Source organism: Ramlibacter lithotrophicus (assembly GCF_012184415.1).
Taxonomy (GTDB): domain Bacteria; phylum Pseudomonadota; class Gammaproteobacteria; order Burkholderiales; family Burkholderiaceae_C; genus Ramlibacter; species Ramlibacter lithotrophicus.
Genome location: NZ_VTOX01000001.1, coordinates 1,143,202 through 1,166,234, shown reverse-complemented (window position 1 = coordinate 1,166,234; position 23,033 = coordinate 1,143,202). Strand labels below are relative to the sequence as shown.

20 protein-coding genes are annotated in these 23,033 nt (G+C 70.2%); 10 read left to right on the top strand and 10 right to left on the bottom strand.

The features are described from left to right. Positions 1 to 28 precede the first annotated feature (28 nt). Both gdhA and mutL read right to left on the bottom strand, forming a co-directional pair. Complete coding sequence (gene gdhA / locus RAMLITH_RS05490; RefSeq protein ID WP_168106272.1) at positions 29 to 1,372, bottom strand: NADP-specific glutamate dehydrogenase; 1,344 nt, start codon at positions 1,370 to 1,372, stop codon at positions 29 to 31. Positions 1,373 to 1,524: 152 nt separating this feature from the next. After that, complete coding sequence (gene mutL / locus RAMLITH_RS05485; protein WP_168106271.1) at positions 1,525 to 3,408, bottom strand: DNA mismatch repair endonuclease MutL; 1,884 nt, start codon at positions 3,406 to 3,408, stop codon at positions 1,525 to 1,527. Between the two features lie 60 nt (positions 3,409 to 3,468). Here mutL and RAMLITH_RS05480 point away from each other — a divergent pair, with 60 nt between their 5' ends. Continuing rightward, positions 3,469 to 4,131, top strand: a complete 663-nt coding sequence (locus tag RAMLITH_RS05480; RefSeq protein WP_168106270.1) for a VTT domain-containing protein — start codon at positions 3,469 to 3,471, stop codon at positions 4,129 to 4,131. Here the strand turns inward: RAMLITH_RS05480 and RAMLITH_RS05475 are convergent. Together RAMLITH_RS05475 and RAMLITH_RS05470 are read right to left on the bottom strand one after the other, a co-directional pair. Beyond that, a complete protein-coding gene (locus RAMLITH_RS05475; RefSeq protein ID WP_168106269.1) occupies positions 4,128 to 5,327 on the bottom strand; it encodes a cytochrome D1 domain-containing protein in 1,200 nt (399 codons plus the stop codon). The two genes, RAMLITH_RS05480 and RAMLITH_RS05475, sit on opposite strands and share 4 nt — an antisense overlap. Positions 5,328 to 5,376: 49 nt before the next feature. Beyond that, complete coding sequence (locus tag RAMLITH_RS05470) at positions 5,377 to 7,128, bottom strand: nitrite reductase (RefSeq protein WP_238343993.1); 1,752 nt, start codon at positions 7,126 to 7,128, stop codon at positions 5,377 to 5,379. A 202-nt stretch (positions 7,129 to 7,330) separates the two neighbouring features. On the opposite strand from RAMLITH_RS05470, the gene RAMLITH_RS05465 reads away from it, so the two are divergent. The 3 genes from RAMLITH_RS05465 to RAMLITH_RS05455 are packed head-to-tail and all read left to right on the top strand — an operon-like array spanning position 7,331 to position 11,458. Further along, positions 7,331 to 9,610: a TonB-dependent hemoglobin/transferrin/lactoferrin family receptor gene (locus tag RAMLITH_RS05465; RefSeq protein WP_168106268.1), complete on the top strand. Its 2,280-nt coding sequence runs from the start codon at positions 7,331 to 7,333 to the stop codon at positions 9,608 to 9,610. 52 nt (positions 9,611 to 9,662) lie between these two features. After that, entirely contained in the window at positions 9,663 to 10,973 is a 1,311-nt protein-coding gene (locus RAMLITH_RS05460; RefSeq protein WP_168106267.1) for an aromatic ring-hydroxylating dioxygenase subunit alpha, read from the top strand. Continuing rightward, positions 10,970 to 11,458, top strand: a complete 489-nt coding sequence (locus RAMLITH_RS05455; protein ID WP_168106266.1) for an aromatic-ring-hydroxylating dioxygenase subunit beta — start codon at positions 10,970 to 10,972, stop codon at positions 11,456 to 11,458. Before RAMLITH_RS05460 ends, RAMLITH_RS05455 begins: the two co-directional genes overlap by 4 nt. On the opposite strand, the gene RAMLITH_RS05450 is transcribed toward RAMLITH_RS05455, so the two are convergent. The 3 genes from RAMLITH_RS05450 to tsaE form a co-directional block, all read right to left on the bottom strand. Then, positions 11,455 to 11,661, bottom strand: a complete 207-nt coding sequence (locus RAMLITH_RS05450; RefSeq protein WP_168106265.1) for a glycine zipper 2TM domain-containing protein — start codon at positions 11,659 to 11,661, stop codon at positions 11,455 to 11,457. The genes RAMLITH_RS05455 and RAMLITH_RS05450 overlap by 4 nt on opposite strands. Positions 11,662 to 11,853: 192 nt before the next feature. Then, positions 11,854 to 13,158, bottom strand: a complete 1,305-nt coding sequence (locus tag RAMLITH_RS05445; protein ID WP_168106264.1) for an N-acetylmuramoyl-L-alanine amidase — start codon at positions 13,156 to 13,158, stop codon at positions 11,854 to 11,856. Further along, positions 13,155 to 13,670, bottom strand: coding sequence for a tRNA (adenosine(37)-N6)-threonylcarbamoyltransferase complex ATPase subunit type 1 TsaE (tsaE, locus tag RAMLITH_RS05440; protein ID WP_420376891.1), 516 nt, complete (start codon positions 13,668 to 13,670; stop codon positions 13,155 to 13,157). The genes RAMLITH_RS05445 and tsaE overlap by 4 nt, the downstream gene beginning before the upstream one ends. 54 nt (positions 13,671 to 13,724) lie before the next feature. Here tsaE and queG point away from each other — a divergent pair, with 54 nt between their 5' ends. Both queG and RAMLITH_RS05435 read left to right on the top strand, forming a co-directional pair. Further along, a complete protein-coding gene (gene queG, locus RAMLITH_RS25675) occupies positions 13,725 to 14,762 on the top strand; it encodes a tRNA epoxyqueuosine(34) reductase QueG (RefSeq protein ID WP_420376890.1) in 1,038 nt (345 codons plus the stop codon). Between the two features lie 71 nt (positions 14,763 to 14,833). Then, the gene (locus tag RAMLITH_RS05435) at positions 14,834 to 17,086 is read left to right on the top strand and encodes an ATP-binding protein (protein WP_168106262.1); all 2,253 of its coding nucleotides are present in this window, start codon (positions 14,834 to 14,836) and stop codon (positions 17,084 to 17,086) included. 9 nt (positions 17,087 to 17,095) lie between these two features. Here the strand turns inward: RAMLITH_RS05435 and RAMLITH_RS05430 are convergent, their stop codons facing one another. Next, positions 17,096 to 18,013 (bottom strand): AEC family transporter, encoded by a 918-nt coding sequence (locus RAMLITH_RS05430; RefSeq protein WP_168106478.1) that lies wholly within the window; start codon positions 18,011 to 18,013, stop codon positions 17,096 to 17,098. A 97-nt stretch (positions 18,014 to 18,110) separates the two neighbouring features. Between RAMLITH_RS05430 and RAMLITH_RS05425 the strand changes: the two genes are divergently transcribed. The 4 genes from RAMLITH_RS05425 (at position 18,111) to RAMLITH_RS05410 (ending at position 21,881) form a co-directional block, all read left to right on the top strand. Further along, positions 18,111 to 19,082: a tripartite tricarboxylate transporter substrate binding protein BugE gene (locus tag RAMLITH_RS05425; RefSeq protein WP_168106261.1), complete on the top strand. Its 972-nt coding sequence runs from the start codon at positions 18,111 to 18,113 to the stop codon at positions 19,080 to 19,082. A 67-nt stretch (positions 19,083 to 19,149) separates the two neighbouring features. Then, entirely contained in the window at positions 19,150 to 20,055 is a 906-nt protein-coding gene (gene xerD / locus RAMLITH_RS05420) for a site-specific tyrosine recombinase XerD (RefSeq protein ID WP_168106260.1), read from the top strand. Between the two features lie 65 nt (positions 20,056 to 20,120). Then, complete coding sequence (locus RAMLITH_RS05415; RefSeq protein WP_168106259.1) at positions 20,121 to 21,107, top strand: Bug family tripartite tricarboxylate transporter substrate binding protein; 987 nt, start codon at positions 20,121 to 20,123, stop codon at positions 21,105 to 21,107. Between the two features lie 60 nt (positions 21,108 to 21,167). Then, positions 21,168 to 21,881, top strand: coding sequence for a S1 family peptidase (locus RAMLITH_RS05410; protein ID WP_337786106.1), 714 nt, complete (start codon positions 21,168 to 21,170; stop codon positions 21,879 to 21,881). A gap of 24 nt (positions 21,882 to 21,905) precedes the next feature. Here RAMLITH_RS05410 and RAMLITH_RS05405 read toward each other — a convergent pair whose 3' ends face one another. Together RAMLITH_RS05405 and RAMLITH_RS05400 are read right to left on the bottom strand one after the other, a co-directional pair. Beyond that, positions 21,906 to 22,103, bottom strand: coding sequence for a hypothetical protein (locus tag RAMLITH_RS05405; protein ID WP_168106257.1), 198 nt, complete (start codon positions 22,101 to 22,103; stop codon positions 21,906 to 21,908). Between the two features lie 89 nt (positions 22,104 to 22,192). Continuing rightward, positions 22,193 to 22,969 (bottom strand): ferritin-like domain-containing protein, encoded by a 777-nt coding sequence (locus RAMLITH_RS05400; protein ID WP_238343992.1) that lies wholly within the window; start codon positions 22,967 to 22,969, stop codon positions 22,193 to 22,195. Positions 22,970 to 23,033: the final 64 nt, after the last annotated feature.

Sequence of the window (23,033 nt, the reverse complement as noted above, 5' to 3'; positions counted from 1 at the left end):
CGTGGGCCGGCCGGGCGGGGGGCTGCGCTTAGATCACGCCCTGGTGCAGCATCGCGTCGGCCACCTTGACGAAGCCGGCGATGTTGGCGCCGTTCACGTAGCTGACGTGGCCGTCGCGGCGCTTGCCGTACTGCACGCACGAGCGGTGGATGGCGTGCATGATCTGCTGCAGCCGGCCGTCGACTTCCTCGCGGGTCCAGGACAGGCGAGCCGCGTTCTGGCTCATTTCCAGGCCCGACACGGCCACGCCGCCGGCGTTGGTCGCCTTGCCCGGCGCGTACAGCACGCCGGAGCGCTCGAACAGGTGCACGGCCTCCAGGGTCGACGGCATGTTGGCGCCTTCGGCCACGCACAGTACGCCGTTCTCGATCAGCATGGCGGCATCCTTGCCGTCCAGCTCGTTCTGGGTGGCGCCGGGCAGGGCCACTTCCACCGGCACGTTCCACGGCCGTACGCCGGGCAGGAACTTGGCGCCGACCTTTTTCGCGTATTCCTCGCAGCGGCCGTACTGGACGTTCTTGATCTCCATGAGCTGAGCCAGCTTCTCGGGCGTGAAGCCGTCCTTGTCGTAGACGGTGCCGTCGGAGTCGGAAACCGTGAGCACCTTGGCGCCGAACTGCATCGCCTTCTCGACGGTGTACTGCGCCACGTTGCCCGAGCCGGAGACGGAGACGCGCATGCCTTCCATCGACTTGCCCTGGGTCTGCAGCATCTCCTGCGCAAAGTAGACCGTGCCGTAGCCGGTGGCCTCCGGGCGGATCAGCGAGCCGCCGAACGAGATGCCCTTGCCGGTGAACAGGCAGTCGGCGCGGTTGGTGAGCTTCTTGGCCATGCCGGCCATGTAGCCGACCTCGCGGCCGCCCACGCCGATGTCGCCGGCCGGCACGTCGGTGTCGGCGCCGATGTGGCGCACCAGCTCGGTCACGAAGGCCTGGCAGAAGCGCATGACCTCGGCGTCGCTCTTGTGCTTGGGGTCGAAGTCGGAGCCGCCCTTGGCGCCGCCCATCGGCAGCGTGGTCAGCGCGTTCTTGAAGGTCTGCTCGAAGGCCAGGAACTTCAGCACCGAGAGGTTCACCGAAGGATGGAAGCGCAGGCCGCCCTTGTACGGGCCGATCGCCTGGCTGTGCTGGATGCGGTAGCCGCGGTTGACCTGCACCTCGCCCTTGTCGTTCACCCACGACACCCGGAAGATGACGATGCGCTCGGGGTCGACGATGCGCTCCAGCAACGCGTTCTCGGCGTACTTCGGATTCGCCTGGACGAACGGCCACAGGCTCTCGAAGACCTCGGTCACCGCCTGGAGGTATTCGGGCTGGCCGGGGCTGCGATCCGCCACGTATTGCAGGAACGCCTCGAGACTCGCGTGCTTCATCAAATCACCCTTTGCTGGACAGTTATGCAAGGAGCGTATTGTCCTATGCATTTCCTGCAATGCCGGAATAACTTGGTGCGGCAACAGCCCATTCCGGCGCATCCGGCGTTAAATTGCCCTGTTTTGGTGCGAGTTGCCCGCTTCTGGTGCGGTCAGCGGCCGCGCAGGAACAAACTGTCCAGGTCCTTGAGGCTGATCTGGCGCCAGGTCGGCCGCCCATGGTTGCACTGGTCGGAGCGCTCGGTCTCCTCCATCTGCCGCAGCAGCGCATTCATTTCCTCGAGCGTCAGCTGCCGGTTGGCGCGCACGGCGCCATGGCAGGCCATGGTGGCCAGCAGTTCGTCGCGGGCCCGCTGGACCACCGTGCTGGCATCGTGCTGCGCCAGTTCGGCCAGCACCGCCCGCGCCAGTTCCACGGCGTCGCCCTGCGCCAGGCTGCCGGGCACCGCTCGCACCGCCAGCGTCCGGGCACTGAAGGGCGTGATCTCCAGGCCGAGCGCCGCCAGCGTCTCGCCGCTGCCTTCAGCCGTGGCGATTTCCTGGGGCGTGGCGGCAAACGTCGCCGGGATCAGCAGCGGCTGGCTCGCCAGCGCCCCTCGCTGGTCGGCGAACTGGTGCTTCAGGCGCTCGTAGACGATCCGTTCGTGGGCGGCGTGCATGTCCACGATCACCAGGCCCTCGCGGTTCTCGGCCAGGATGTAGATGCCCTGGAGCTGGGCGATGGCGCGGCCGAGGGGCCAGTCGCCAGCTGGAAGGGCGGCGGGGGAGTTGCCCCCACCCCAACCCTCCCCCGGGTGAGGAGGTCTGCCCCCACCCCAGCCCTCCCCCAGCGGGGGAGGGAGTTGGGCCTGCCCAGGAGGGAGAGAGCCCGAGGGCTGCCAGAGCGCGTTCAGGTCGCGGGCCCAGTCGGCGGCGACCGGCGCCGGCCGGAAACTCATTCCCGGCTGGGTCCAGGACGAGGACGGCCAGGCGACTTCCTGCAGCCGCGGCTCGCCGGCGAGGACGCTGCCTTGGGCAGGCGCGGCCGCCGCGGCGCGCGGCGCCGCCAGCGCGTTCTCCAGCGCGTGGCGCACCGCCTGGTGCACTTCGCGGCTGTCGCGAAAGCGCACCTCGATCTTGGTCGGGTGCACGTTGACGTCGACCCGCGCCGGATCGATCTCCAGGTAGATCGCATAGACCGGCTGGCGCTGGCCGTGCAGCACGTCCTCGTAGGCGCTGCGGGCGGCGTGCGACAGCACCTTGTCGCGCACGAAGCGGCCGTTGACGTAGGCGAACTGCTGGTCGGCGCGCGAGCGGGCGGCATCCGGCACGCCGGCGCGGCCCCAGACCCGCAGCGGGCCGGCGCTGTATTCCACGGCGACGCTCTGCTCCAGCAGTTCCTGGCCCAGCACGTCGGCCAGGCGCTGCTCGCGCGTCGCGGGCCGCCACTGTTCGACCAGCTTGCCTTCGTGCCAGATCGCGAAGCCGACGTCGGGCCGCGCCAGCGCATGGCGCCGCACGGCTTCGATGCAGTGTGCCAGCTCGGTGGCGTCGGTCTTGAGGAACTTGCGCCGCGCCGGCGTGCTGAAGAACAGCTCCTTGACTTCCACCGTCGTGCCGGTGGCCCGTGCCGCCGGCCGCAGTTCGCCGCTGCCCGCGTGCAGCAGGAAGGCGCTGGACTGGCCGGCCGGCCGCGACAGGATGCTCAGTTCGGACACCGAGGCGATCGCCGCCAGCGCCTCGCCGCGAAAGCCCATGGTGCCCACCGATTCCAGGTCGGCCAGCGAGCCGATCTTGCTGGTGGCATGGCGGCGCAAGGCCAGCGGCAATTGCTCGCGCTCGATGCCGGCGCCGTCGTCCTCGACGCTGATCAGCCGCACGCCGCCCGCCAGCAGCCGCACGGTGACCTGCGCGGCCCCCGCATCCAGCGCGTTGTCGACCAGTTCGCGCACCACCGACGCGGGTCGCTCGACCACTTCGCCGGCGGCGATCTGGCTGATCAGCTCGTCGGGCAGTTCGCGGATGGGGCGGCGCGGCGGCGCGAGGGGGGCATTCACCGCGCCGATTGTAGAGATGGGTTACCCCACGCAAGCTGGGCGGCAGGGATAATCGCGCCGATGGAATTGCTCGGTTTTCTCGTCGACTTCATCCTGCACGTCGACAAATATCTCGAAACATTCGTCGCGACCTACGGTGCCTGGGTCTACGCGCTCCTGTTCCTGATCATCTTCGTCGAGACCGGCGTCGTCGTGATGCCGTTCCTGCCCGGCGACTCACTGCTGTTCGTGGTCGGCGCGATGTGCGGCGTCGGGCTGATGGACTATTCGCTGACGGTGCCGCTGCTGCTGGCGGCGGCGATCCTGGGCAACCAGAGCAATTACACGATCGGCCGCTACTTCGGGCCCAAGGTGTTCCACTGGGAAGATTCGCGCTACTTCAACCGCAAGGCCTTCAACCAGGCCCACGCCTTCTACGAGAAGTACGGCGGCATCACCATCGTGGCGGCGCGCTTCATGCCGTTCCTGCGCACCTTCGCGCCGTTCGTGGCCGGCGTGGCGGAAATGACGCGCAGCAAGTTCACCTTCTACGACGTGCTCGGCGGCGCGCTGTGGGTCGGCGGGATCGTGACCGCCGGCTACTTCTTCGGCAGCGTGCCCTGGGTCAAGGCCAACCTCGACAAGATCATCTGGGCGATGATCCTGATCCCGGGCCTGATCGTGCTGTGGGGCGCGTGGAAGGGACGCGGCAAGGCGGCGGCGAAGCTGCAGGCCGGCGGCTAAGGGACGCGCCAGACGGCCGGATTCGCCCCGGTCGGCACCCGTCCAGCGATCACTCGCCGGCGCTCGTCCACCACCAGCACGGCGTCTTCCCCGTCCCGCACGCCGATCCAGGCACGGCCGTCGCCGGCGAATGCGACCGTTCCCAGCAGCCGCCCGGGCATCGCGATGGTTGCGGCGGCCTGCAGCGTGTCCTTGTCGATCAAGGTGAGCAGCGCGCCGTCGCCCGCCTGCGTGACTAGCCACAGGTGCGCCGAGCCCGGATGGGTGCGCAGCCAGAGCGGATCGCCAAGCTCGAAGCGCACCGTGCGTGCCAGCCGCCACGGCGCCGCGCCGGCGACGTGGATGGTGCCGCCGGCGCCCGCGACCGCCAGCCGCGGCGCTCCTTGCTGGACGAAGTCGGCCAGCAATTCGGGCGAGGCCGCGGCCAAGGGCAGTCGCGCGATGCGGCGCCGCACGTCCAGGTTGAGCACGTCGAGCCTGCCGTTTGCGCCGGCACCGAGCACATGCCTGTGGCTGGCATCGAGCGCCAGTGCGGTGAATGGCTCCTCCAGCGGGGTGCGCCGCACGCCGAGGAAGCCGCCGGTGGCGATGGCCTCGCCCATGCGGTAGTCGTGCACGAGGCCGTCGAAGATCGGCGGCGCGGCGCGGTCGTACGAGATCTCCCACAGCTCGGTCAGCGTCTCGAAGGCCACGACCAAGCTGCGGCGGGCAGCGGCGTGGAAGACGGCCGCCACGCGCGACGCCAGCTTGCCGTCCAGGCTGGCGGCAGGGTAGCGGCGCACCGGCCGCAGGTCGCGGTCGAACAGGGTCAGGTCGGCGCCGTGCGCGGCCAGCAGCCAGTCGCCGTCGGCAGAGAGCGCCAGCCCGCGCGGGTCGGCGCCGGCGTGCGCACGGGCCGCCTGTGCCCCCGCGCCCAGGCCGTGCCGCGCGATCGCACCGTCACGCAGCGCGACGAACGCGTGCAGACCGTCGGGCGTAAAGGCCGGCTGGCCGTGGACGGCGCCGTCCGCGGGCCAGCGGCGCAGGACAGCGAGGCTCGTCGCATCGAGCAGCGCCAGTCGCCGTCCCTCGTCGTCCAGCAGCAGCATTGCCCCCGGCGCGGTGGCGGCCGGCGCGACCCGCGGCAGGCCGGCGGCGCACGCCGCGGCAAAGCGCAGCAGGCGCCGGCGTTCGGGACAGGGGCAGTCGGGACCCATGGGGCAAAGAAAAGGGGGCCGAAGCCCCCATTCTTTCAGCTCGGGCCGCTCAGTAGACGTCCTTCTGCGTGTTGTACACGTTGAAGTGGCCGGTCGGCGTGATCAGCTTCGGATCCTTGATCACGGTCTTGAGCTTGAGCGTCTTGTCGTCGACCACGACCAGGGCCGAGGCCTTGTCCTTGGCCGACCAGACCGCGAACCAGACCTCGTCACCCGCCTTGTTGTATTCGGGCTGCACCACGCGCTTGGCGCCGCCGTCGTTTGGCAGCCCGGCCCATTCGGCGATCGGCAGCACGGTGTAGCCCTTGTCGAGGTTGTTGATGTCGTACACCACCACCGACTGCGAGATCTTCGGATCCGGGTTCAGCGGAGCGTCCGAATACAGGTGCTTCGACTTCGGGTGGCTCTTGATGAACAGCGCGCCGCCGCCGGGGCCCTTGAGCGTCTGCACCACCTTGAAGGCCTGCGCCTTGTGCTTGGCGGGGTCGGTGCCGATCAGCGAGATCGTCTCGTCGCCCAGGTGGCCGGTGGCCCAGACCGGACCGAACTTCGGATGGACGAAGTTGGCGCCACGTCCCGGGTGCGGGATCTTGCCGACCTCGACCACCGATTGCACCTTGCTCTCCTTGGCGTCGATGATGCCGATCTTGTTGCTGTTGTTGGCCGCCACCATGAAGTAGCGCTTGCTCGCGTCCCAGCCGCCGTCGTGCAGGAACCGCGCTGAACCCAGTTCGGTGATCTTGAGCGACGCCAGGTTGGTGTAGTCCACCAGCAGGGTCTTGCCGGTCTCCTTGACGTTGACGATGAACTCGGGCTTGTAATGCGAAGCCACGATCGAGGCCACGCGCGGCTCGGCGTGGTATTCCTGCGTGTCCACCGTCATGCCGCGGGTGGAGACGATCTTCAGCGGCTCCAGCGTGTCGCCGTCCATGATGACGAACTGCGGCGGCCAGTAGGCGCCGGCGATGGCCAGCTTGTCGGTGTAGTCGCCTTCCTTGCCCTTGTACTTGGACGTGTCGACCGACCGCGCTTCGAGGCCGATGCGGATCTCGGCCACGTTGTCCGGCTTGGGCATCCACAGGTCGATCATGTTGACCTTGCCGTCGCGGCCGATCACGAACAGGTAGCGCCCGGACGCCGACATGCGCGAGATGTGCACCGCGTAGCCGGTCTTGACGATGTTGATGATCTTCTTGCTGTCGCCGTCGATCAGGGCGACCTCGCCGGTGTCGCGCAGCGTCGTCGAGAAGATGTTGTCGATGTTGTAGTTGTTCATCTTGCGCTTCGGGCGGTCCTTCGGCGCGACGACCACCTTCCACGTGCCCTTCATGTCGGGCAGGCCCCATTCGGGCGGCATCGGCGGCTCGTGCTGGATGTAGCGCGCCATCAGGTCGACCTGCTTCTCGGTGAACTCGCCGGAGGTCTGCCAGTTGGGCATGCCCGCGGGCGAGCCGTAGGCGATGAAGACTTTCAGGTAGTCGGTGCCCTTGCCGAGCGTGATGTCCGGCGTCAGCGGTTTGCCCGTGGCGCCCTTGCGCAGCACGCCGTGGCAGCCGGCGCAGCGCTCGAAGTAGATGTTGCGGGCGTCGCCGAACTCCGCCATCGTCATCGGCGGTGCCTTCGGGTTGGTGCTCTGCACCATCTGCTCCTTGCCGAGCGGCGACGAGCCTGCCTGGTAATTGAGCTCCGGCGTCGTGATGCCCTTCTTCTCCTGGGCTTGCGGCGTCACCTGCGCCAGCGCCGCCAGCGCCAGCGCGGAAATCGCCACGAGTCCGGCGCGGGCCATCGTTCTCGTCTTCATCGAAGTCTTTCCTTTCTGTGCGGCCGGATCCGTGACCGCGACGGTGCCGTCGAAAAGTACTGAGCGGATGCATCTTCTGCAAAACAGTCACGCGAGTCCTTGACCTGCCGCAAGGAACGGACGGGCAAGTCGTGTTTTCACTCGGTCCATGCCGCCAGCGTTTTCAAAGATAGTCCGGATCCCAGCCGTCGCCAAATCACGCATGACCTCAACAGTAGTTGCCTCACCGTCCTTCCGTCGACCGCCGGCGGCCGCCGTCGCCGCCTGTGCGCTGCTGCCGCTGGCGGCCGTCGCGGCCGACAACGCGCGGGCGCCGGTGGCCACGCTCAAGCCGGTGATCGTGAGCGCCTCGCGCCAGGAACAGTTCAGCGACGACCTGCCGGTGTCGGCGGACGTGCTGGATGCGCAGGAACTCGAGCGCGGCCAGATCCACGACATCCGCGACGCGGCGCGCGACCTGCCGAACGTCTCGGTGCGCCATGCGCCGGCGCGTTTCGCGCTCACCGGCCCGGCCAACAACACCGGCCGCGACGGCAACGCCGGCTTCACGATCCGCGGCCTGGGCGGCAACCGGGTCCTGATGCTGGTGGACGGCGTGCGCATGCCGCGCAGCTACGTCTTCGGCGGCAATGCGTTCGGACGCGACTATCTTTCACTCGATCTCGTCAAGCGGGTCGAGGTCGTCCGCGGCGCCGCGTCGGCCCTCTACGGATCCGACGGCATGGGCGGACTGGTGAACTTCATCACCTGGGAGCCGGCCGACCTGCTGGCGGGGGAGGCCCCCAGGCGGATCGGCGGGCGGTTGGCGGCGGCGTGGAGCGGCGACGACGACGGCCGCGGGGCGGCGGCGACGGCCGCGACGCGCGCGTCCGAGACGGCCGAATGGCTGATCTCGGCGTCGGGGCGGCGTGCCCACGCGCTCGACACGCGCGGCGACAACGACGCGCCCGACCTCAGGCGCACCCGCCCGAACCCGCAGGACGACCGCGACCGTGCGTTGCTCGCCAAGGTGGTCCTGCGTCCCGGCACCGGACAGAAGCACGTGCTGACCGGCGAGCACGTGGACCGCCGCTCCGAGGTCAACCTGCTGTCCAGCCGTGCCGCACTGCCGCTCTCGGGCACCCCCGCGCAGCAGGCCGCCGCGGTGATGGACGAGCGCGCCTGGGGCACGATGGAGCGCAGCCGACTGACCTGGGACGCACGCATTCCGCTGGAGACTGGACTGGCCGACAGGATCGACGCGGTGCTCGGGGTGCAGGAGGCGTCGTCGCGGCAGTTCGGCACCAGCGACCTGAACGCGCGGCCGGACCGCGAACGCGACGTGCGCTACGACGAGCGCACCTGGCACGCGTCGGCGCAGGCCGGCAAGTCGGTGGCGCTGGCGGGCGAGCAGTCGCTGCAGCTCACGTACGGTGCCGAGTTCGTGCGCTCGAGGATCACCAACCTGTACACCGGCATCAATTCGCTGCCGCCGGAAGTGTTTCCCCTCAAGCGCTTTCCGGACACGAGGGAGTCCACCGCCGCCCTGTACGGGCAGGGCGAGTGGACGGCGGGGCCGTGGACGGTGGTGCCGGGCCTGCGGCTGGACCGGTTCGAGCTCGAGGCGCTGACGCAGGCCGGGTTCTTTCCGCCGGCGAAGACGCTCGCGCGGTCGCTGTCCGGCTCCGCCGCGTCGCCCAAGCTGGGCGTGATGTTCCGCGCTGGCGACACCTGGAGCGTCTTCGGCAGTGCGGCCGGCGGCTTCCGCGCCCCGAATGCCAACCAGGTCAACGGCTACTATGAAAACGCGGCGGAACACGTGGTCGTGATCCCCAATCCGGACCTGCAGCCGGAGAAGAGCCGCACGCTCGAAGTCGGGCTGCGCGGGCGCTCGCCCCGGTTCAGCGTCGACCTGGCGCTGTTCACCGGCCGCTTCTCCAACCTGATCGTCGACACGGTGCTGGTGTCCGGCACCGGCACGGCCGCGGACCCCAAGCTGTTCCAGACCCGCAACGTGGAGCGCGCCAGCATCCGCGGCTTCGAGGCGAAAGGGCGCATCGAAGCCGGCGCCGTCGGCGCCGGCCGGCTCGGCATCCCGTTCGCCTTCGGCACCGCGCGCGGCGTGAATCGCACCACCGGCCGGCCGTTGAATTCGGTGGACCCGTGGCAACTGATGGCCGGTGTCGATTACCGGACGCCGTCGTGGGACCTGCGGCTCGACCTGCGGCACCAGGCCGCCAAGAAAGCCGAAGACATCGACAGCGCGGCACTGGTGAAGGCGCCCAACACGCAGATCACGGTGCCGGCCGTGACCACGCTCGACCTGTCGGGGCAGTGGCGCATCCGCAAGGACCTGCGGCTCACGGCCAGCATCGTCAACCTGACGAACCGCAAGTACTGGCTGTGGTCGGACGTGCAGGGGCTGGCGGCGGCGGCGCCCGCGGCGGATGCCTATACCCAGCCGGGCCGCCATCTGCGGGTGTCGCTGGTCGCGCAGTTCTGAGCCCGCCGCGGGCCGCAAGCGCGGGCGGCCGCGCCACCCTATCATCCGCGGCATGAATGCCCCGCAGTCCCTCGCCCGCTGGGCCGATGCCGGCTCCAGCCGCGTGCCGTTCTGGGCCTACACCGATCCGCAGCTGTACCGGCTGGAGCTGGAGAAGATCTTCTACGGCCGCCACTGGTGCTACGTCGGGCTGGCGGTCGAGATCCCGAACGTCGGCGATTACAAGCTGACGTGGGTCGGGGAGCGGCAGGTGATCGTCGTGAGGGACCGAGTGGCGCCGAAGGACCGCGACACGGACCACGGAATCCGGGTGGTCGAGAACCGCTGCGCCCATCGCGGCGTGCGCTTCTGCCAGCAGCCGCATGGCAACGCGCGCAGCTTCGTGTGTCCCTATCACCAGTGGACGTACAAGCTCAACGGCGACCTCGCCGGGCTGCCGTTCAAGGACGGGGTGAAGGACGGCGACTGCATCAACGGTGGCATGCCGCCCGGCTTCGACCTGAAGGACCATGGCCTCGCGAAGCTGCGCGTCGAGGTGCTGCATGGGCTGGTGTTCGCGACCTTCAACGCCGAGGCCGAGCCGCTGGCCGAGTACTTCGGTCCGCAGGTGATGCCGTGGCTGGACCGGATCTTCAAGGGGCGCGGGCTGACGCTGCTGGGCTACAACCGCCAGCGCATTCCGGGCAACTGGAAACTGATGATGGAGAACATCAAGGATCCCTACCACCCCGGGCTGCTGCACACCTGGTTCGTCACCTTCGGGCTGTGGCGCGCCGACCAGAAGAGCCGAATGGTGACCGATGCGCATGGCCGGCACGCGGTGATGATCTCGCGCCGCAACGAGGGCGGGCAGAACGCCGCCGTGACGAGCGGCGTGACGTCGTTCAAGGCCGACATGCAGTTGCACGACAAGCGGCTGCTCGACGTGGTGCCCGAGCCCTGGTGGACCGTCGACGATCCGTCCGATCCGGGCACCAGCATCACGCCCTCGGTCACGATGATCACGCTGTTTCCCAGCCTGATCATCCAGCAGCAGGTGAACTCGCTCTCGACCCGCCACATCGTGCCGCGCGGCACGGGGGAGTTCGACTTCGTCTGGACGCATTTCGGGTTTGCCGACGACGCGCCCGAGATGACGCGGCGCCGGCTGCGGCAGGCCAACCTGTTCGGGCCGGCCGGCTTCGTGAGCGCCGACGACGGCGAGGTGATCGCGTTCAGCCAGGAGGGCTTCGCGCAGTGGGGCGAGGGCGGCAGCACCTTGTGCGAACTGGGCGGCACCGGCATCGGCGGCGCCGAGCACATGGTCACCGAGAGCCTGATCCGCAGCATGTATGCCTACTGGCGCAAGGTGATGGGGCAATGACCGAGGAACAGCGCGACCGGCTGCTGCTGCAGCTGGAGATCGACCAGCTCAACGCGGCGTATGCCGCCACGCTCGACGAGCGCCGCTTCGACGAGTGGCCGGGCTTCTTCACCGAGGACGGCCGCTACAGGGTGCAGGCGCGCGAGAATTTCGATCGCGGGCTGCCACTGGCGCTGATCGACCTGGAGAGCCAGGGGATGATGAAGGATCGGGTCTACGGCGTCACGCAGACCATCTACCACGGACCGTACTACACGCGGCACGTGGTGAGCCCGGCGCAGGTGCTGGGCGAACAAGGGGGCCTGGTGAGGGCCCGGACCCATTACGCCGTGTTCCGCACCCGGCCGGGCGACGCGAGCGAGGTGTACAACGTCGGCCGCTACCTGGACGAAATCGTCCGCACGCCGGCCGGCCTGAGACTGGCCAGCCGGCAGTGCATCTACGACAGCGAGATGGTGCTCAACTCGCTGATTTACCCGATTTAGCGCTTGGCGGCTTCGCGGCCCAGGTACGCACCGGCGGCGGCGCCGCCCACGGTACCCAGCGTGCTGCCGGTCAGGGCGTCACCGACGACGCCGCCGACCACGGCGCCGCCGACGGTACCGGCGGTCTGGCGGTCCATGTTGGCGCAGCCGGTCAGGGCCAGGAGGGAAGCGGCGAACGCGGCCGCGACGAGTTTGGTCTTCATGTGGTCACCTCGAATGGTTGAACTGCCAGGCGCGCCGCGCGGCATGCACGTCGCTTGTGTTGCCTGTGGCTGCACTCTAGGCAGCGGGCCTTGGCCGAGGTGTAGGAAAACGGCGGCCGGGGCCGTCGGCACCCCGCGCGATTGCCGGGCAGACGGAAACGATGCCGACCGGGTATGGCCGAGGCACTGACGCTACAGCGGCCGGCTGCGGGCCAGCGGCGGGTTCTGCGCGAAGTAGCGGTTGATGCCCCGCATGATCGCGTCGGAGAGCTGCTCCTGGTAGGCCTCGCTGGCCAGGCGCGACTCTTCCTCCGGGTTGCTGATGAACGCGGTCTCGACCAGCACGCTGGGGATGTCCGGCGCCTTCAGCACGGCGAAGCCTGCCTGCTCGACGTGGCGCTTGTGCAGCCGGCCGACGTTGCCGATCTCGCCCAGCAGCGCGCTGCCCAGCTTGAGGCTGTCGTTGATCTGCGCCGTCGTGCTCATGTCCAGCAAGGCATGCGCGACCAGCCGGTCGTGGCTCTTGACGTCGATGCCGCCAATCAGGTCGGCCTGGTTTTCCTTGTTGGCGATCCAGCGGGCGGTGGTGCTCGACGCGCCGACCTGGCTCAGCGCGAAGACGCTCGCGCCGCGCGCCGTCGGCGTCATGAACGCGTCGGCATGGATGCTCACGAACAGGTCGGCCTGCACCCGCCTGGCCTTCTGCACGCGCTGGTGCAGCGGCACGAAGAAGTCGGCGTCGCGCGTGAGGTAGGCGCGCATCGGGTTGCCGTTGACAACGCTGCCGTTGATGCGTTCGCGCAGGCGGTGCGCGATGCGCAGCACGACGTCCTTCTCGCGCGTTCCGGCGGGACCGATGGCGCCCGGGTCTTCGCCGCCGTGGCCGGGGTCGAGCGCGACGATGATCAGGCGGTCGGTCTTGCTGCGGGCGGCCGCTTCGGCGCGGCTGATCACCGCGGGCGCCCTTGGCCGCTCAAGCTGCTTCGCGATGAGGTCGCCCAGGGGGTCGGGTGCGGGGGCGGGTGCGGGCGCGGCGGCCGCGTCCTTCAACCGCTCGGCGATGAAGGCTTCCAGCGGATCGACCGGCTTGACCGGATGCAGGTCCACCACCAGGCGGTGGCGGTACGCCGCGACCGGCGGCAAGGTGAACACCTGCGGTACCGCGGTCTGCTTCAGGTCCACCAGCAGCCGCACGACGCCGGGAGCGTGCTGGCTGGCCTGGATGCGGGCGATGAAGGGATCGCCGGGCTGCACCTTGCCGACCAGTTCCGTGAACTGCGGCGTGAGGTCCAGACCCCGGATGTCGACGGCCAGCCGCGGCGGCTGCACGGTCACCACCTGGGTCGACGTGAGTTGACCGTCCGATTCGATCGTGAGGCGCGAGTACTCGGGCGCGGGCCACACGCGCACGCCGACCACCGTGGCGCCGCGCGCGATCTGCGCCCGGCCCAGCAGCAGCACCAGCGCACCTTGCCCGATCAGGTCGCGGCGCTTCATGGCAGCAGCGCCCGGCCGGTGTCGGTCTGTGCGAGCAGGGTCACGCGCCGCGAGTCGTCAGCCTGGACCTCGATGCGTACGACGAGGTCGGCGCGCGGCAGGAAGGCGGCGGCTCGTTCGGGCCACTCGGCGATCTTCAGCCCCGGGGCGGCGAACAGGTCGCGAAAGCCGGCGTCCTCCCATTCGCGCGGGTCGGCGAACCGGTAGAAGTCGAAGTGCCAGATCGCCAGGCCGGGCACCTCGTGCGGCTCCACCACGGCGTAGGTCGGGCTCTTGATGCGGCCCGGCACGCCGAGCGCGCGCAGCAGGTGGCGCACCAGCGTCGTCTTGCCGGCGCCCAGCTCGCCGTGCAGCTCGATGAAGGCGTCGGCCAGCGCCGGCCGGCGGGCGAGCCCTTCGGCAAAGGCCCGCGTGTCGTCTTCGCCGAGCCAGGTCACCTGCGCCGCTGGCCCCGCTGGTGCGAGGGGCGCTGCCGCCGCGCCCGCGCCCGCGGCGGGGCTGCTTCCTACAATCGGCGCGTGGCGTTGAGCGGTGGTCAGATCGAAGGTCCTGAACTGGTGGCGGAAATCCGGGCGTGGGCCCGTGAGCTCGGATTTTCCCAAATCGGCGTTGCCGGTGTCGACCTTTCTGCGGCGGAACCCGGCCTGCTGGCGTGGCTGTCCAACGGTTTTCACGGCGAGATGGCCTACATGGAACACCATGGCCTGAAGCGCGCGCGCCCGGCCGAACTCGTGCCGGGCACCGTCAGCGTGATCACCGCGCGCATGGACTACCTGCCCGCCGCGACGCCGCCGGACTGGCAGGCGATCGAATTCGAGCGGCTGCAGCGCCCCGGCGAAGGCGTGATCTCGCTCTATGCCCGGGGCCGCGACTACCACAAGGTGCTGCGCGCGCGCCTGGGCAAGCTCAGCGAGCGGCTCGCCGCGCGCGTCGGCCCGTTCGGCCACCGGGTGTTCACCGATTCGGCGCCGGTGCTGGAGGCGGAGCTCGCCGCCCGCAGCGGCCAGGGCTGGCGCGGCAAGCACACGCTGGTGCTCAGCCGCGAGGCCGGCTCGATGTTCTTCCTGGGCGAGATCTACGTGGACGTGGCGCTGCCGCCGAGCGCTGCGGTCGCCATGCACTGCGGCAGCTGCAGCGCCTGTATCGACGTGTGTCCGACGGGGGCGATTGTCGCGCCGCATCGGCTCGATGCCCGCCGCTGCATCTCGTACCTGACGATCGAACACCACGGATCGATTCCGGAAGAGCTGCGCCCGGCGATCGGCAACCGCATCTACGGCTGCGACGACTGCCAGCTCGCGTGCCCTTGGAACAAGTTCGCGCAGCGCAGCCCCCTGCCGGACTTCGATGAGCGAGCCGGGATGTCGGGGCAGACGCTCGCGCAGCTGCTCGGGTGGTCGCAGGAGCAGTTCCTGCAGCGCACCGAAGGCAGCCCGATCCGCCGCATCGGCCACGAGCGCTGGCTGCGCAACGTGGCGGTGGCGGCGGGCAACGCGCTGCGGCAGGCGGACGATTCCGCGCTGCGAGGGGCGCTGCGGGCCGTCGCGCACCATCCCAGTGCGCTGGTGCGGGAACACGTGGCCTGGGCCCTCGCGGCCGGCTGACAAATCTCAAGCCCGGCTGGCCGGGCGCTGGCAAGCTGCCACTTTTGTTTACCGGCCCGCCGGGCTGACCGATGATCCGACGTTCCTTCGGCGTGCGCGCCATCCTGATCCTGCTGGTGCTGGTCGCCGTGGCGCCGATCTTCGCCCTGGTGATCCACACCTCGGGCCTGGAGCAGCGGCACGCCATCGCCCAGGCGAAGCAGGAGCTGCGCAGCCAGGTGCAGCTGCGCGCCAGGGCGCAGGAGCAACTGGTCCACGGGGTGCGCCAGATGCTCACCGCGCTGGCCTACGGTGCGCCGGGCGCGGCCGACAGCGGGCCCGAATGCAACGCGCGCATGCGCCGGGTCCATCAGCACTTTCCCGCCTACGGCCACCTGGCTTTCGCGGACCTGCAGGGCTACATCGCCTGCCGCTCGGCGGCCGACCAGACCCCGACTTACGTGGGTGACCGCGCGTACTACGTGGGTGCCGCCCGCAGCGGTCGCTTCACCATCGGCGAGTACATGCAAAGCCGCATCCTGGCCCGGCCGAGCATCGCCATGAGCCTGCCGGTGTTCGACGACCAGGGGCGGCCCCGGGGCCAGCAGTACGCGGTGCTGGACGCCGCGATGTTCCAGCAGCAGCTGGCGTCCAGTCCGGCGCCGGCGCACGTCACCGAGCTGGTGACGGACGGCAGGGGCCGAGTGCTGGCCTCGCTCGGCCCGGCCGCGCTCGCGACCGGCGACCCGCTGCCCGGTCCGCTGCTGGCGGCGATCGGCCACGACCTGGCGAGCGAGGGTGCAGCCTACGAGGATGCGCAGGGCGAGTGGATCCAGGCGGTGCGCTGGGTTCGGGCGGAGGGAGAGGGTGGGCTGGCCGTGCTGGCGCGGGAGCCCGCCGCCGGCGTGCTCGCGCCGTCCCTGTGGCGGCTGCGGCTGCAGCTGGCCGTGCTGCTCGCGGTCGCCGCCGCGGCGAGCCTGCTGGCCTGGCGGCTGGGCGACCGGCTGCTCGCGCGTCCGGTGGAGCGGCTGGTGCGCTTCGTCGGCGCCCTGGAACGCAACGAAGCGCCGCCCGAGGCGCCGGCCGGCAACGGGGCGGTGCGTGAGCTGGCGCGCATCGAACGGGGCGTCGCCGACCTGGCGGCCGCGCTGGCGGCGCGGTCGGCGCAGCGGGACGCCGCCATGGCGCAGATCGAGCGGCAGAAGCTGTCGCTGGAGCGCAGCGAACAGCGCTATCGCACCCATTTCGAGGCATCGCCGCAGCCGATGTGGGTGTTCGACCTGGAGACCCTCGCCTTCCTGGAGGTGAACGACGCTGCGGTGCGGCAGTACGGCTACACGCGTGCGGAGTTCCTGGCGATGACGATCGCCGATATCCGGCCGCCGGAGGACGTTCCCAAGCTGATGGCATCGCTGGGCCGCAGCGGCGCCGGCGCGGTAACCACGCGCCATATCCGCAAGGACGGCCGGCTGGTCCACGTCGAGGTGTCAGGCCAGTCGCAGGACTGGAATGGTCGCCCCGGTCGCGCCGTGGCCGTGGTCGACGTGACCAGTCGGGTGGAGGCAGCGGCCGCCTGGGAGCGCCTGCACGAGACCCTGGAGCGCCAGGTGGCCCAGCGCACGCGGGAGCTGGCCGCCGCGAACGAGGAACTCGAGGCCTTCTCCTACTCGGTGTCGCACGACCTGCGCGGCCCGCTGCAGATCATCGACGGCTTCTGCGCCGTGCTGGTCGAACGCCACGGTGCCGCGCTGCCGCCGCAGGCCGTCCATTACCTGGGGCGCATCCGCGCCGGCACCGGCCAGATGGACAGGCTGATCCTCGACCTGCTGGCCTTTGCCCGCACCGGGCGCGAGCCGCTGGCCCGCCAGGCAGTGGACCTGGCGCCGCTGGCTCGGCAGGTGGTCGAGTCGCTGCGCCAGCGCTGGCCGCAACGCCAGGTGGCGGTGGAGATCGAGGAGCCGCTGCCCGCGACGGGCGACCCGGCGATGCTCGCCGTGGTGCTGGAGAACCTGCTGGGCAACGCCTGGAAATTCACGGCCCGCGTACCGACGGCGTCGATCAGCCTGCGGCGCGCCGGCGCGGACACCTACCTCGTCACCGACAACGGCGCGGGATTCGACCCCGCCTATGCCGGCAAGCTGTTCCGGCCGTTCCAGCGCCTGCATTCGACGGCGGAGTTCGAGGGCTCCGGGGTGGGGCTGACGATCGTCCAGCGCATCGTGCAGCGCCATGGCGGCAAGGTGTGGGGCGAGTCCGAACGCGGGCGCGGGGCACGCTTTTTCTTCACGCTCCCGGCGCCGCCGTCCGCCGTGCAGGCCGAAGCGGCCTTGACGGCGACGTCGTGACGGCGAGGTTCAGCCCAGCACCCCCAGCGCGAACGGCAGGCTGGCCAGCCCGAGGATCGTCGACAGCGTTACCAGCCCCGCGACGTACGGGCCGTTGTATCCCATGCGCGCGGCGAGCACATAGGCGCTCGACGCCGTCGGCGTGGCCGAGAACGCCAGCAGGACGGCGGCCTGGGCGGCATCCAGCCGCCACAGCCGCGCCAGTGCCAATGCCACCAGCGGCATCAGCAGGTGCTTGATCGACAGCACGCCGGCGGTGAGCGCCGGCGACTGCGTCATCTTGCCGAACTGCATGCCCGCGCCGGCGGCGAGCAGGCCCACGGCGAGCGAGGCCCCACCGATGCGCGTGAGCGTCGGCACCAGCCATTCGGGCACGCGCAGCCCCATCAGGTTCACGGCGAGGCCGGCGAAGGTGGCGATGATCAGCGGATTGCGCACCAGCGCGCGCACGACCCCGGTGCGCGAGTGGCGCGCCATCGGCCACACGGCCCCCAGGTTGAACAGCGGCACGCAAAAGCCGATCAGCACCGCGATCAGGAGCTGGCCGCGCGCGCCGGCGAGGCGCTCGGCCAGCGCCAGGGCGATGAAGGAGTTGAAGCGGAAGGCAACCTGCGCCGCGCCCGCGTGCTCCCGCCGGTCGATGTGCCGGCCCAGCCACGGCACGAAAGGCAACGCATAGGCCATCGCGATGCCGCTGAGGCCCAGCATGACGCCGGCGCCGATCAGGCTGGAGGCCTCGCCCAGGTCCAGCGGGCTGCGCGTGATCGAGTGGAACAGCAGCACCGGGAACAGGAAGTAGTAGACCAGCACCTCGGCCTGTTCCCAGACGGTGCGATTGAGGGCGGTGAACCGGCAGACCAGGTAGCCGACCAGGATCAGCGAGAAATCGGGGAACAGGAGCTGGGCGAAATTCACCGGCCCGAGGATAGCGGCTGCACGCACCGGTACCCGAGTGCCGCAGTTCCGCTGCGGCCTGCCGGGTACCATTCAGGGTTTGTCCCCTTCCCATCTCCGAGGAATATTGATGAAAGCGACCAGCTGGTTCGCGTCGTCCGCCGCCGCGCTGCTCATGGCCGCGGCGCCCGCGCTCGCACAGAACTATCCCAACAAGCCGATCCGGCTCCAGGTGCCGTTCGCGCCCGGCGGCACCACCGACATCATCGCCCGCGTGATCGCCGACCCGCTCGGCAAGGCCCTGGGCCAGCCGGTGGTGGTGGAGAACAAGGCCGGCGCCGGCGGCATCATCGGCGCGCAGGAGACCGCGCGGTCGGCACCGGACGGCTACGTGCTGGGGGTTGCCACCGTCTCGACGACGGCGGCCAATCCGGCGATCAATCCCAAGGTGCCGTACAACCCGGTCACCGACTTCACGCCGATCATCAACATCGCGGCGACGCCCAACGTGATCGCGGTGCATCCGGGCTTCCCGGCCAAGGACTACAAGTCGTTCATCGCCGAACTCAAGCGCGCCCCCGGCAAGTACTCCTATTCGTCCTCCGGCACCGGCGGCATCGGCCACCTGCAGATGGAGCTGTTCAAGAGCCTCTCCGGCACGTTCGTGGCCCACATCCCGTACCGCGGCGCGGGCCCGGCGCTCAACGACACCGTGGCCGGCCAGGTGCCGATGATCTTCGACAACCTGCCGTCCGCGCTGCCGTTCATCCGGGACAACCGGCTGGTGCCCATCGTCGTGGCCGCGCCGCAGCGGGTCGCCGCGCTGCCCAACGTGCCGACGTTCAAGGAAGTGGGCCTCGAGCCGGTGAATCGCATGGCCTACTACGGCATCCTGGGGCCCAAGGGCCTGCCCAGGGAAGTGGTCGACAGGATCCACACCGCCGTCAAGCAGGTGCTGCAAGACCCGGCGGTGCGCAAGCGGATCGAGGAGACGGGGTCGCTGGTCATCGGCAACACACCGCAGCAGTTCGCCGACCAGATCAAGGCCGAATACGCGGTCTACAAGAGCGTGGTGGAGAAGTCCAAGCTGAAGCTCGATTGAGCCGGCCGGCCCAGGCTGCCACAGGCCGCCCCGCGAGGGCGGCTTTTTTGTCGGCAGAATCTGCGCTGTGAAAACGCCGGCCACGCCCCCGCACGACGCCGCGATCGACGCGTTCATCGACGCCCTGTGGCTGGAAGAAGGGCTGGCGAAGAACACGCTGGCCGCCTACCGGCGCGACCTCGCGCTCTATGCGGCGTGGCTTGCGCAGCGCGGCGGCCGGCTCGAGGCGAGCAGCGAAGCCGACCTCAATGGCTATTTCGCGGCCCGCCACGGCGAGACGAAGGCCACGACGGCCAATCGCCGCCTGACGGTGCTGAAGCGCTACTTCCGCTGGGCCCTGCGCGAGCGCCTGGTGGAAGCCGACCCGACCTTGCGCCTGCAGTCGGCGAAGCAGCCGCTGCGCGTTCCCAGGACGCTGACCGAGGCCCAGGTCGAGGCGCTGCTCGATGCCCCCGAGGTCGACACGCCGCTCGGACTGCGCGATCGCACCATGCTGGAAGTGCTGTACGCCAGCGGGCTGCGCGTGAGCGAACTGGTGACACTGCGCACTTTCAACGTCGGCATGGCCGAAGGGGTGCTGCGGGTGCTGGGCAAGGGCAGCAAGGAGCGGCTGGTGCCGTTCGGCCAGGTCGCCCGCGACTGGATCGAACGCTATCTGGCGGACGCGCGGCCGGCGATCCTCGCCGGGCAGCAGACCGAGGACCTGTTCGTCACGGCCCGGGGCCACGGCATGACGCGGGCGATGTTCTGGGTGATCGTGAAGAAGCACGCCCGCACCGCCGGCATCACCGCGCCGCTGTCGCCGCACACCCTGCGCCACGCATTCGCCACCCACCTCCTGAACCACGGCGCCGACCTGCGCGCGGTGCAGATGCTGCTGGGCCACGCCGACATCTCGACGACGACGATCTACACCCACGTCGCCCGTGAACGGCTGAAGCAGCTGCACGCGCAGCACCATCCGCGCGGTTGAGATAATCGTGGCCGGGACGGCACGCGTTGCGCAGGTGCCGCCCGCCGAGCCACCTCAATCCACCCATGACCTTTCCTTCGACCCTGTCCCGCCGCGGCATGCTGGCCGCCTTGTCCCTGGCCGCGCTGGCCGCTCCTGCCGCCGCGCAAACTGCCTGGCCCGCCAAGCCGGTCCGCATCATCGTGGCCTACCCGGCCGGTGGCGTCAGCGACGCCGTCGCGCGCCTTCTGGCCGACAAGCTCACGGGCCCGCTGGGCCAGCCCGTCATCGTCGAGAACCGCGCCGGCGCCAGCGGCACGATCGGCATCGATGCCGTGGCGAAAGCCGCACCCGACGGCTACACCGTGGGCTTTTCGGCCATCAGCCCGCTGGTGCTGAGCCCGCACCTGGGCAAGCTGCCGTACGACCCGGCCAAGGACATCGCGCCGGTCGCGAGCGTCATGTACTCACCGGTGCTGCTCGCGGGCACCAGCGCCAGCGACGCGAAGAACTTCGGCGAGCTGCTCGCCGCCGCGCGCGCCAGGCCGGGCAGCGTGCGCTGGGCGACGTCGGGCAGCGCGTCGCTCGGCCACATCATGCTGGAGCACCTGCAGTCCGGCGCGAAGGTGCAGTTCACGCACGTGCCGTACAAGGGCGGCGGCCAGCAGATCACCGATGCGCTGGGCGGCCAGTTCGAACTGCTGTCGGTGAACACGAGTCCGGCGCTGATGCAGCACGTCAAGGCCGGCAAGCTGCGCGCGCTCGCCGTGGGCGCGCCGGCGCGGCTGGAGGCGCTGCCCGACGTGCCGACGCTGGGCGAGCTGGGCCATCCGGCCGCGAACCTCACCTCGGTGTTCGGCATCTTCGCGCCGGCCGGCGTGCCGCAGCCGGTGCTGGACCGGCTCAACGCCGAGATCAACAAGGCGCTGGCGCAGCCGGACGTGCGCGGCAAGCTGGTCGGCAGCGACAACGTGCCCACCGGCGGCAGCGCGGCCGACTTCGCGCGTCAGATCGCCGCCGAGTCGGCCAACAACGCGCGCATCATCAAGGCGGCGGGCATCAAGGCCAACTAGCCGCGTACACTGGTCCGGTCCTGGTCCAGCGGGGAATCGAAACCGATGACGGAAGCGCTCATGCTGAGCACGACGCGGATCTCCACGTTCGAGGGAGCGCGCGCCCTCACCGCCGCCACCGGCTTCTTCTTCCGGCGCGACGGTGTCCTGTACCTGGTGACCAGCCGGCACGTGCTGCAGGACGCGCCGGGCGCCCACCTTCCGGACCGCATCGAGATCGTCCTGCACGTCGACGCGCAGAACCTGACGCGCACGGTGACGGTGGGCATCCCGCTGTACCGCCTCGGGCAGGCCGTCTGGCGGCAAGGCGCCGACTCCGGCGGCGAGATCGACGTGGCCGTGATCGAGCTCGAGCCGGCGGCAGTGCAAGGCACGGTGCTGCATGCCTTCGGACCGGAACACCTGCAGGCCGCGCTGGACGCGGTCCCGATCGGCACGCCCTTGCTGCTGGTCGGCTTTCCGCTGGGGTTCTACGACACGCTGCACCACCTGCCGGTGGCGCGGCACGCGATCGTCGCCTCGGCCTTCGGCGTGCGGTTCCAGGGCGAGGGGTATTTCCTGACCGACGCCCGCATGCACAGGGGCTCGAGCGGCGCGCCGGTGGTGACCCGGTCGGCCAGCGGCGGCTCCATGCCGTGGACGCTGCTGGGCGTGCACTCGGCGCGGCTGGACATGGCCGGGCGCGACCCCCAGGAAGACGACGTGCTTGGCCTGAACAGCGCGTGGTACGCCGACATCCTGATGACGCTGACGGCGGGCGCCGGCGCCCGCTGATCGCGCCCCGGAGCCAGGCCGGGATCAGCAGCCGTCGCGGCAGCGGTAGTGGCGCGAGCCGGCCAGCAGGAACGGCCGCAGCGTCGAGCGCGGCACGTGCTTGCCGCACTGGAAGCAGCTCATGGTGGCGCCGAGGGCGCCGGGAAAGCCGGTGGGTGCGCCGGCCTTGGACTCGTACCGCAATCCGTCGGCGCGGATCCTGGTCTTCACGTGTTGTTCCATTCCACCCCCTCCAGGCAACCTGGCGTGGCCCAGTATGCGCTCAAACAGGCGGCGCGCGCGCCGCCCGTCATTGGGGAAAGCCTGGGTAGTCAAGCCCGCAGCCGGGCCAGCTCGTCGGCGGTGAAACCGGCCTGCCGCCGCGCATCGACGTTGAACGGCGGCTGCGGCCGCGGCGCCTCGTGGCGCTCGGTGAGCACCGCGTAGTGCGCGACCGGATCCAGCCCGGCGCGCTCGCACAGCCAGCGGTACCAGCGGTTGCCGATCGCCACGTGGCCGATCTCGTCGCGCAGGATGATCTCCAGGATCGCCACGCCGCGGGTGTCGCCCATGCCGCGCAGCTTCGCCTGCATCGGCGGCGATGCATCGAGGCCGCGCGCCTCCAGCGTCCTGGGCACCAGGGCCATGCGGGCCACCACGTCGCCGGCGGTGCGCTCCGTCATTCGCCACAGCGCGTCGTGCGCCGGAAAGTCGCCGTAGCCGAAGCCGAGCGTCGCCAGGTGGTCGCGCATCAACTGGAAGTGGTACGCCTCCTCGCGCGCCACCTGCGCCCAGTCGCGGTAGTAGTCGTCGGGCAGGCCGGCAAAGCGCCAGATCGCGTCCAGCGCCAGGTTGATGGCGTTGAACTCGATATGCGCCACCGCGTGCAGCAGCGCGGCGTGGCCCTCGCGCGTGGCCAGGGAACCGCGCCGCAGCTGGGTGTGCGGCACCAGGACCGGCCGGGCGGGGTGGCCCGGCACGCCGGCAGGTTCGGCGATCACCGCCGCCGCATCGATCGGGAGGTAGTGCGCCAGAGCCTGCGTCTCCCGTGCCTTGCGGTCGGCATCGGTGAGCAGCAGCAGTTCCAGGGCACGCTCGCGCAAGGTCATCGGCGAATCGTAACGTGGCGATCGCGGCGGGCGCCCCGCGGCCGCCGGCGCCTCCCTACAATGC

Coding starts and splice junctions, on each gene's coding strand:
- gdhA (WP_168106272.1), bottom strand. CDS start 1,372: ATGAAGCACGCGAGTCTCGAGGCGTTCCTGCAATACGTGGCGGATCGC.
- RAMLITH_RS05480 (WP_168106270.1), top strand. CDS start 3,469: ATGGAATTGCTCGGTTTTCTCGTCGACTTCATCCTGCACGTCGACAAA.
- RAMLITH_RS05475 (WP_168106269.1), bottom strand. CDS start 5,327: ATGGGTCCCGACTGCCCCTGTCCCGAACGCCGGCGCCTGCTGCGCTTT.
- RAMLITH_RS05470 (WP_238343993.1), bottom strand. CDS start 7,128: ATGAAGACGAGAACGATGGCCCGCGCCGGACTCGTGGCGATTTCCGCG.
- RAMLITH_RS05465 (WP_168106268.1), top strand. CDS start 7,331: ATGACCTCAACAGTAGTTGCCTCACCGTCCTTCCGTCGACCGCCGGCG.
- RAMLITH_RS05460 (WP_168106267.1), top strand. CDS start 9,663: ATGAATGCCCCGCAGTCCCTCGCCCGCTGGGCCGATGCCGGCTCCAGC.
- RAMLITH_RS05455 (WP_168106266.1), top strand. CDS start 10,970: ATGACCGAGGAACAGCGCGACCGGCTGCTGCTGCAGCTGGAGATCGAC.
- RAMLITH_RS05450 (WP_168106265.1), bottom strand. CDS start 11,661: ATGAAGACCAAACTCGTCGCGGCCGCGTTCGCCGCTTCCCTCCTGGCC.
- RAMLITH_RS05445 (WP_168106264.1), bottom strand. CDS start 13,158: ATGAAGCGCCGCGACCTGATCGGGCAAGGTGCGCTGGTGCTGCTGCTG.
- RAMLITH_RS05435 (WP_168106262.1), top strand. CDS start 14,834: ATGATCCGACGTTCCTTCGGCGTGCGCGCCATCCTGATCCTGCTGGTG.
- RAMLITH_RS05425 (WP_168106261.1), top strand. CDS start 18,111: ATGAAAGCGACCAGCTGGTTCGCGTCGTCCGCCGCCGCGCTGCTCATG.
- RAMLITH_RS05415 (WP_168106259.1), top strand. CDS start 20,121: ATGACCTTTCCTTCGACCCTGTCCCGCCGCGGCATGCTGGCCGCCTTG.
- RAMLITH_RS05410 (WP_337786106.1), top strand. CDS start 21,168: ATGCTGAGCACGACGCGGATCTCCACGTTCGAGGGAGCGCGCGCCCTC.
- RAMLITH_RS05405 (WP_168106257.1), bottom strand. CDS start 22,103: ATGGAACAACACGTGAAGACCAGGATCCGCGCCGACGGATTGCGGTAC.
- RAMLITH_RS05400 (WP_238343992.1), bottom strand. CDS start 22,969: ATGACCTTGCGCGAGCGTGCCCTGGAACTGCTGCTGCTCACCGATGCC.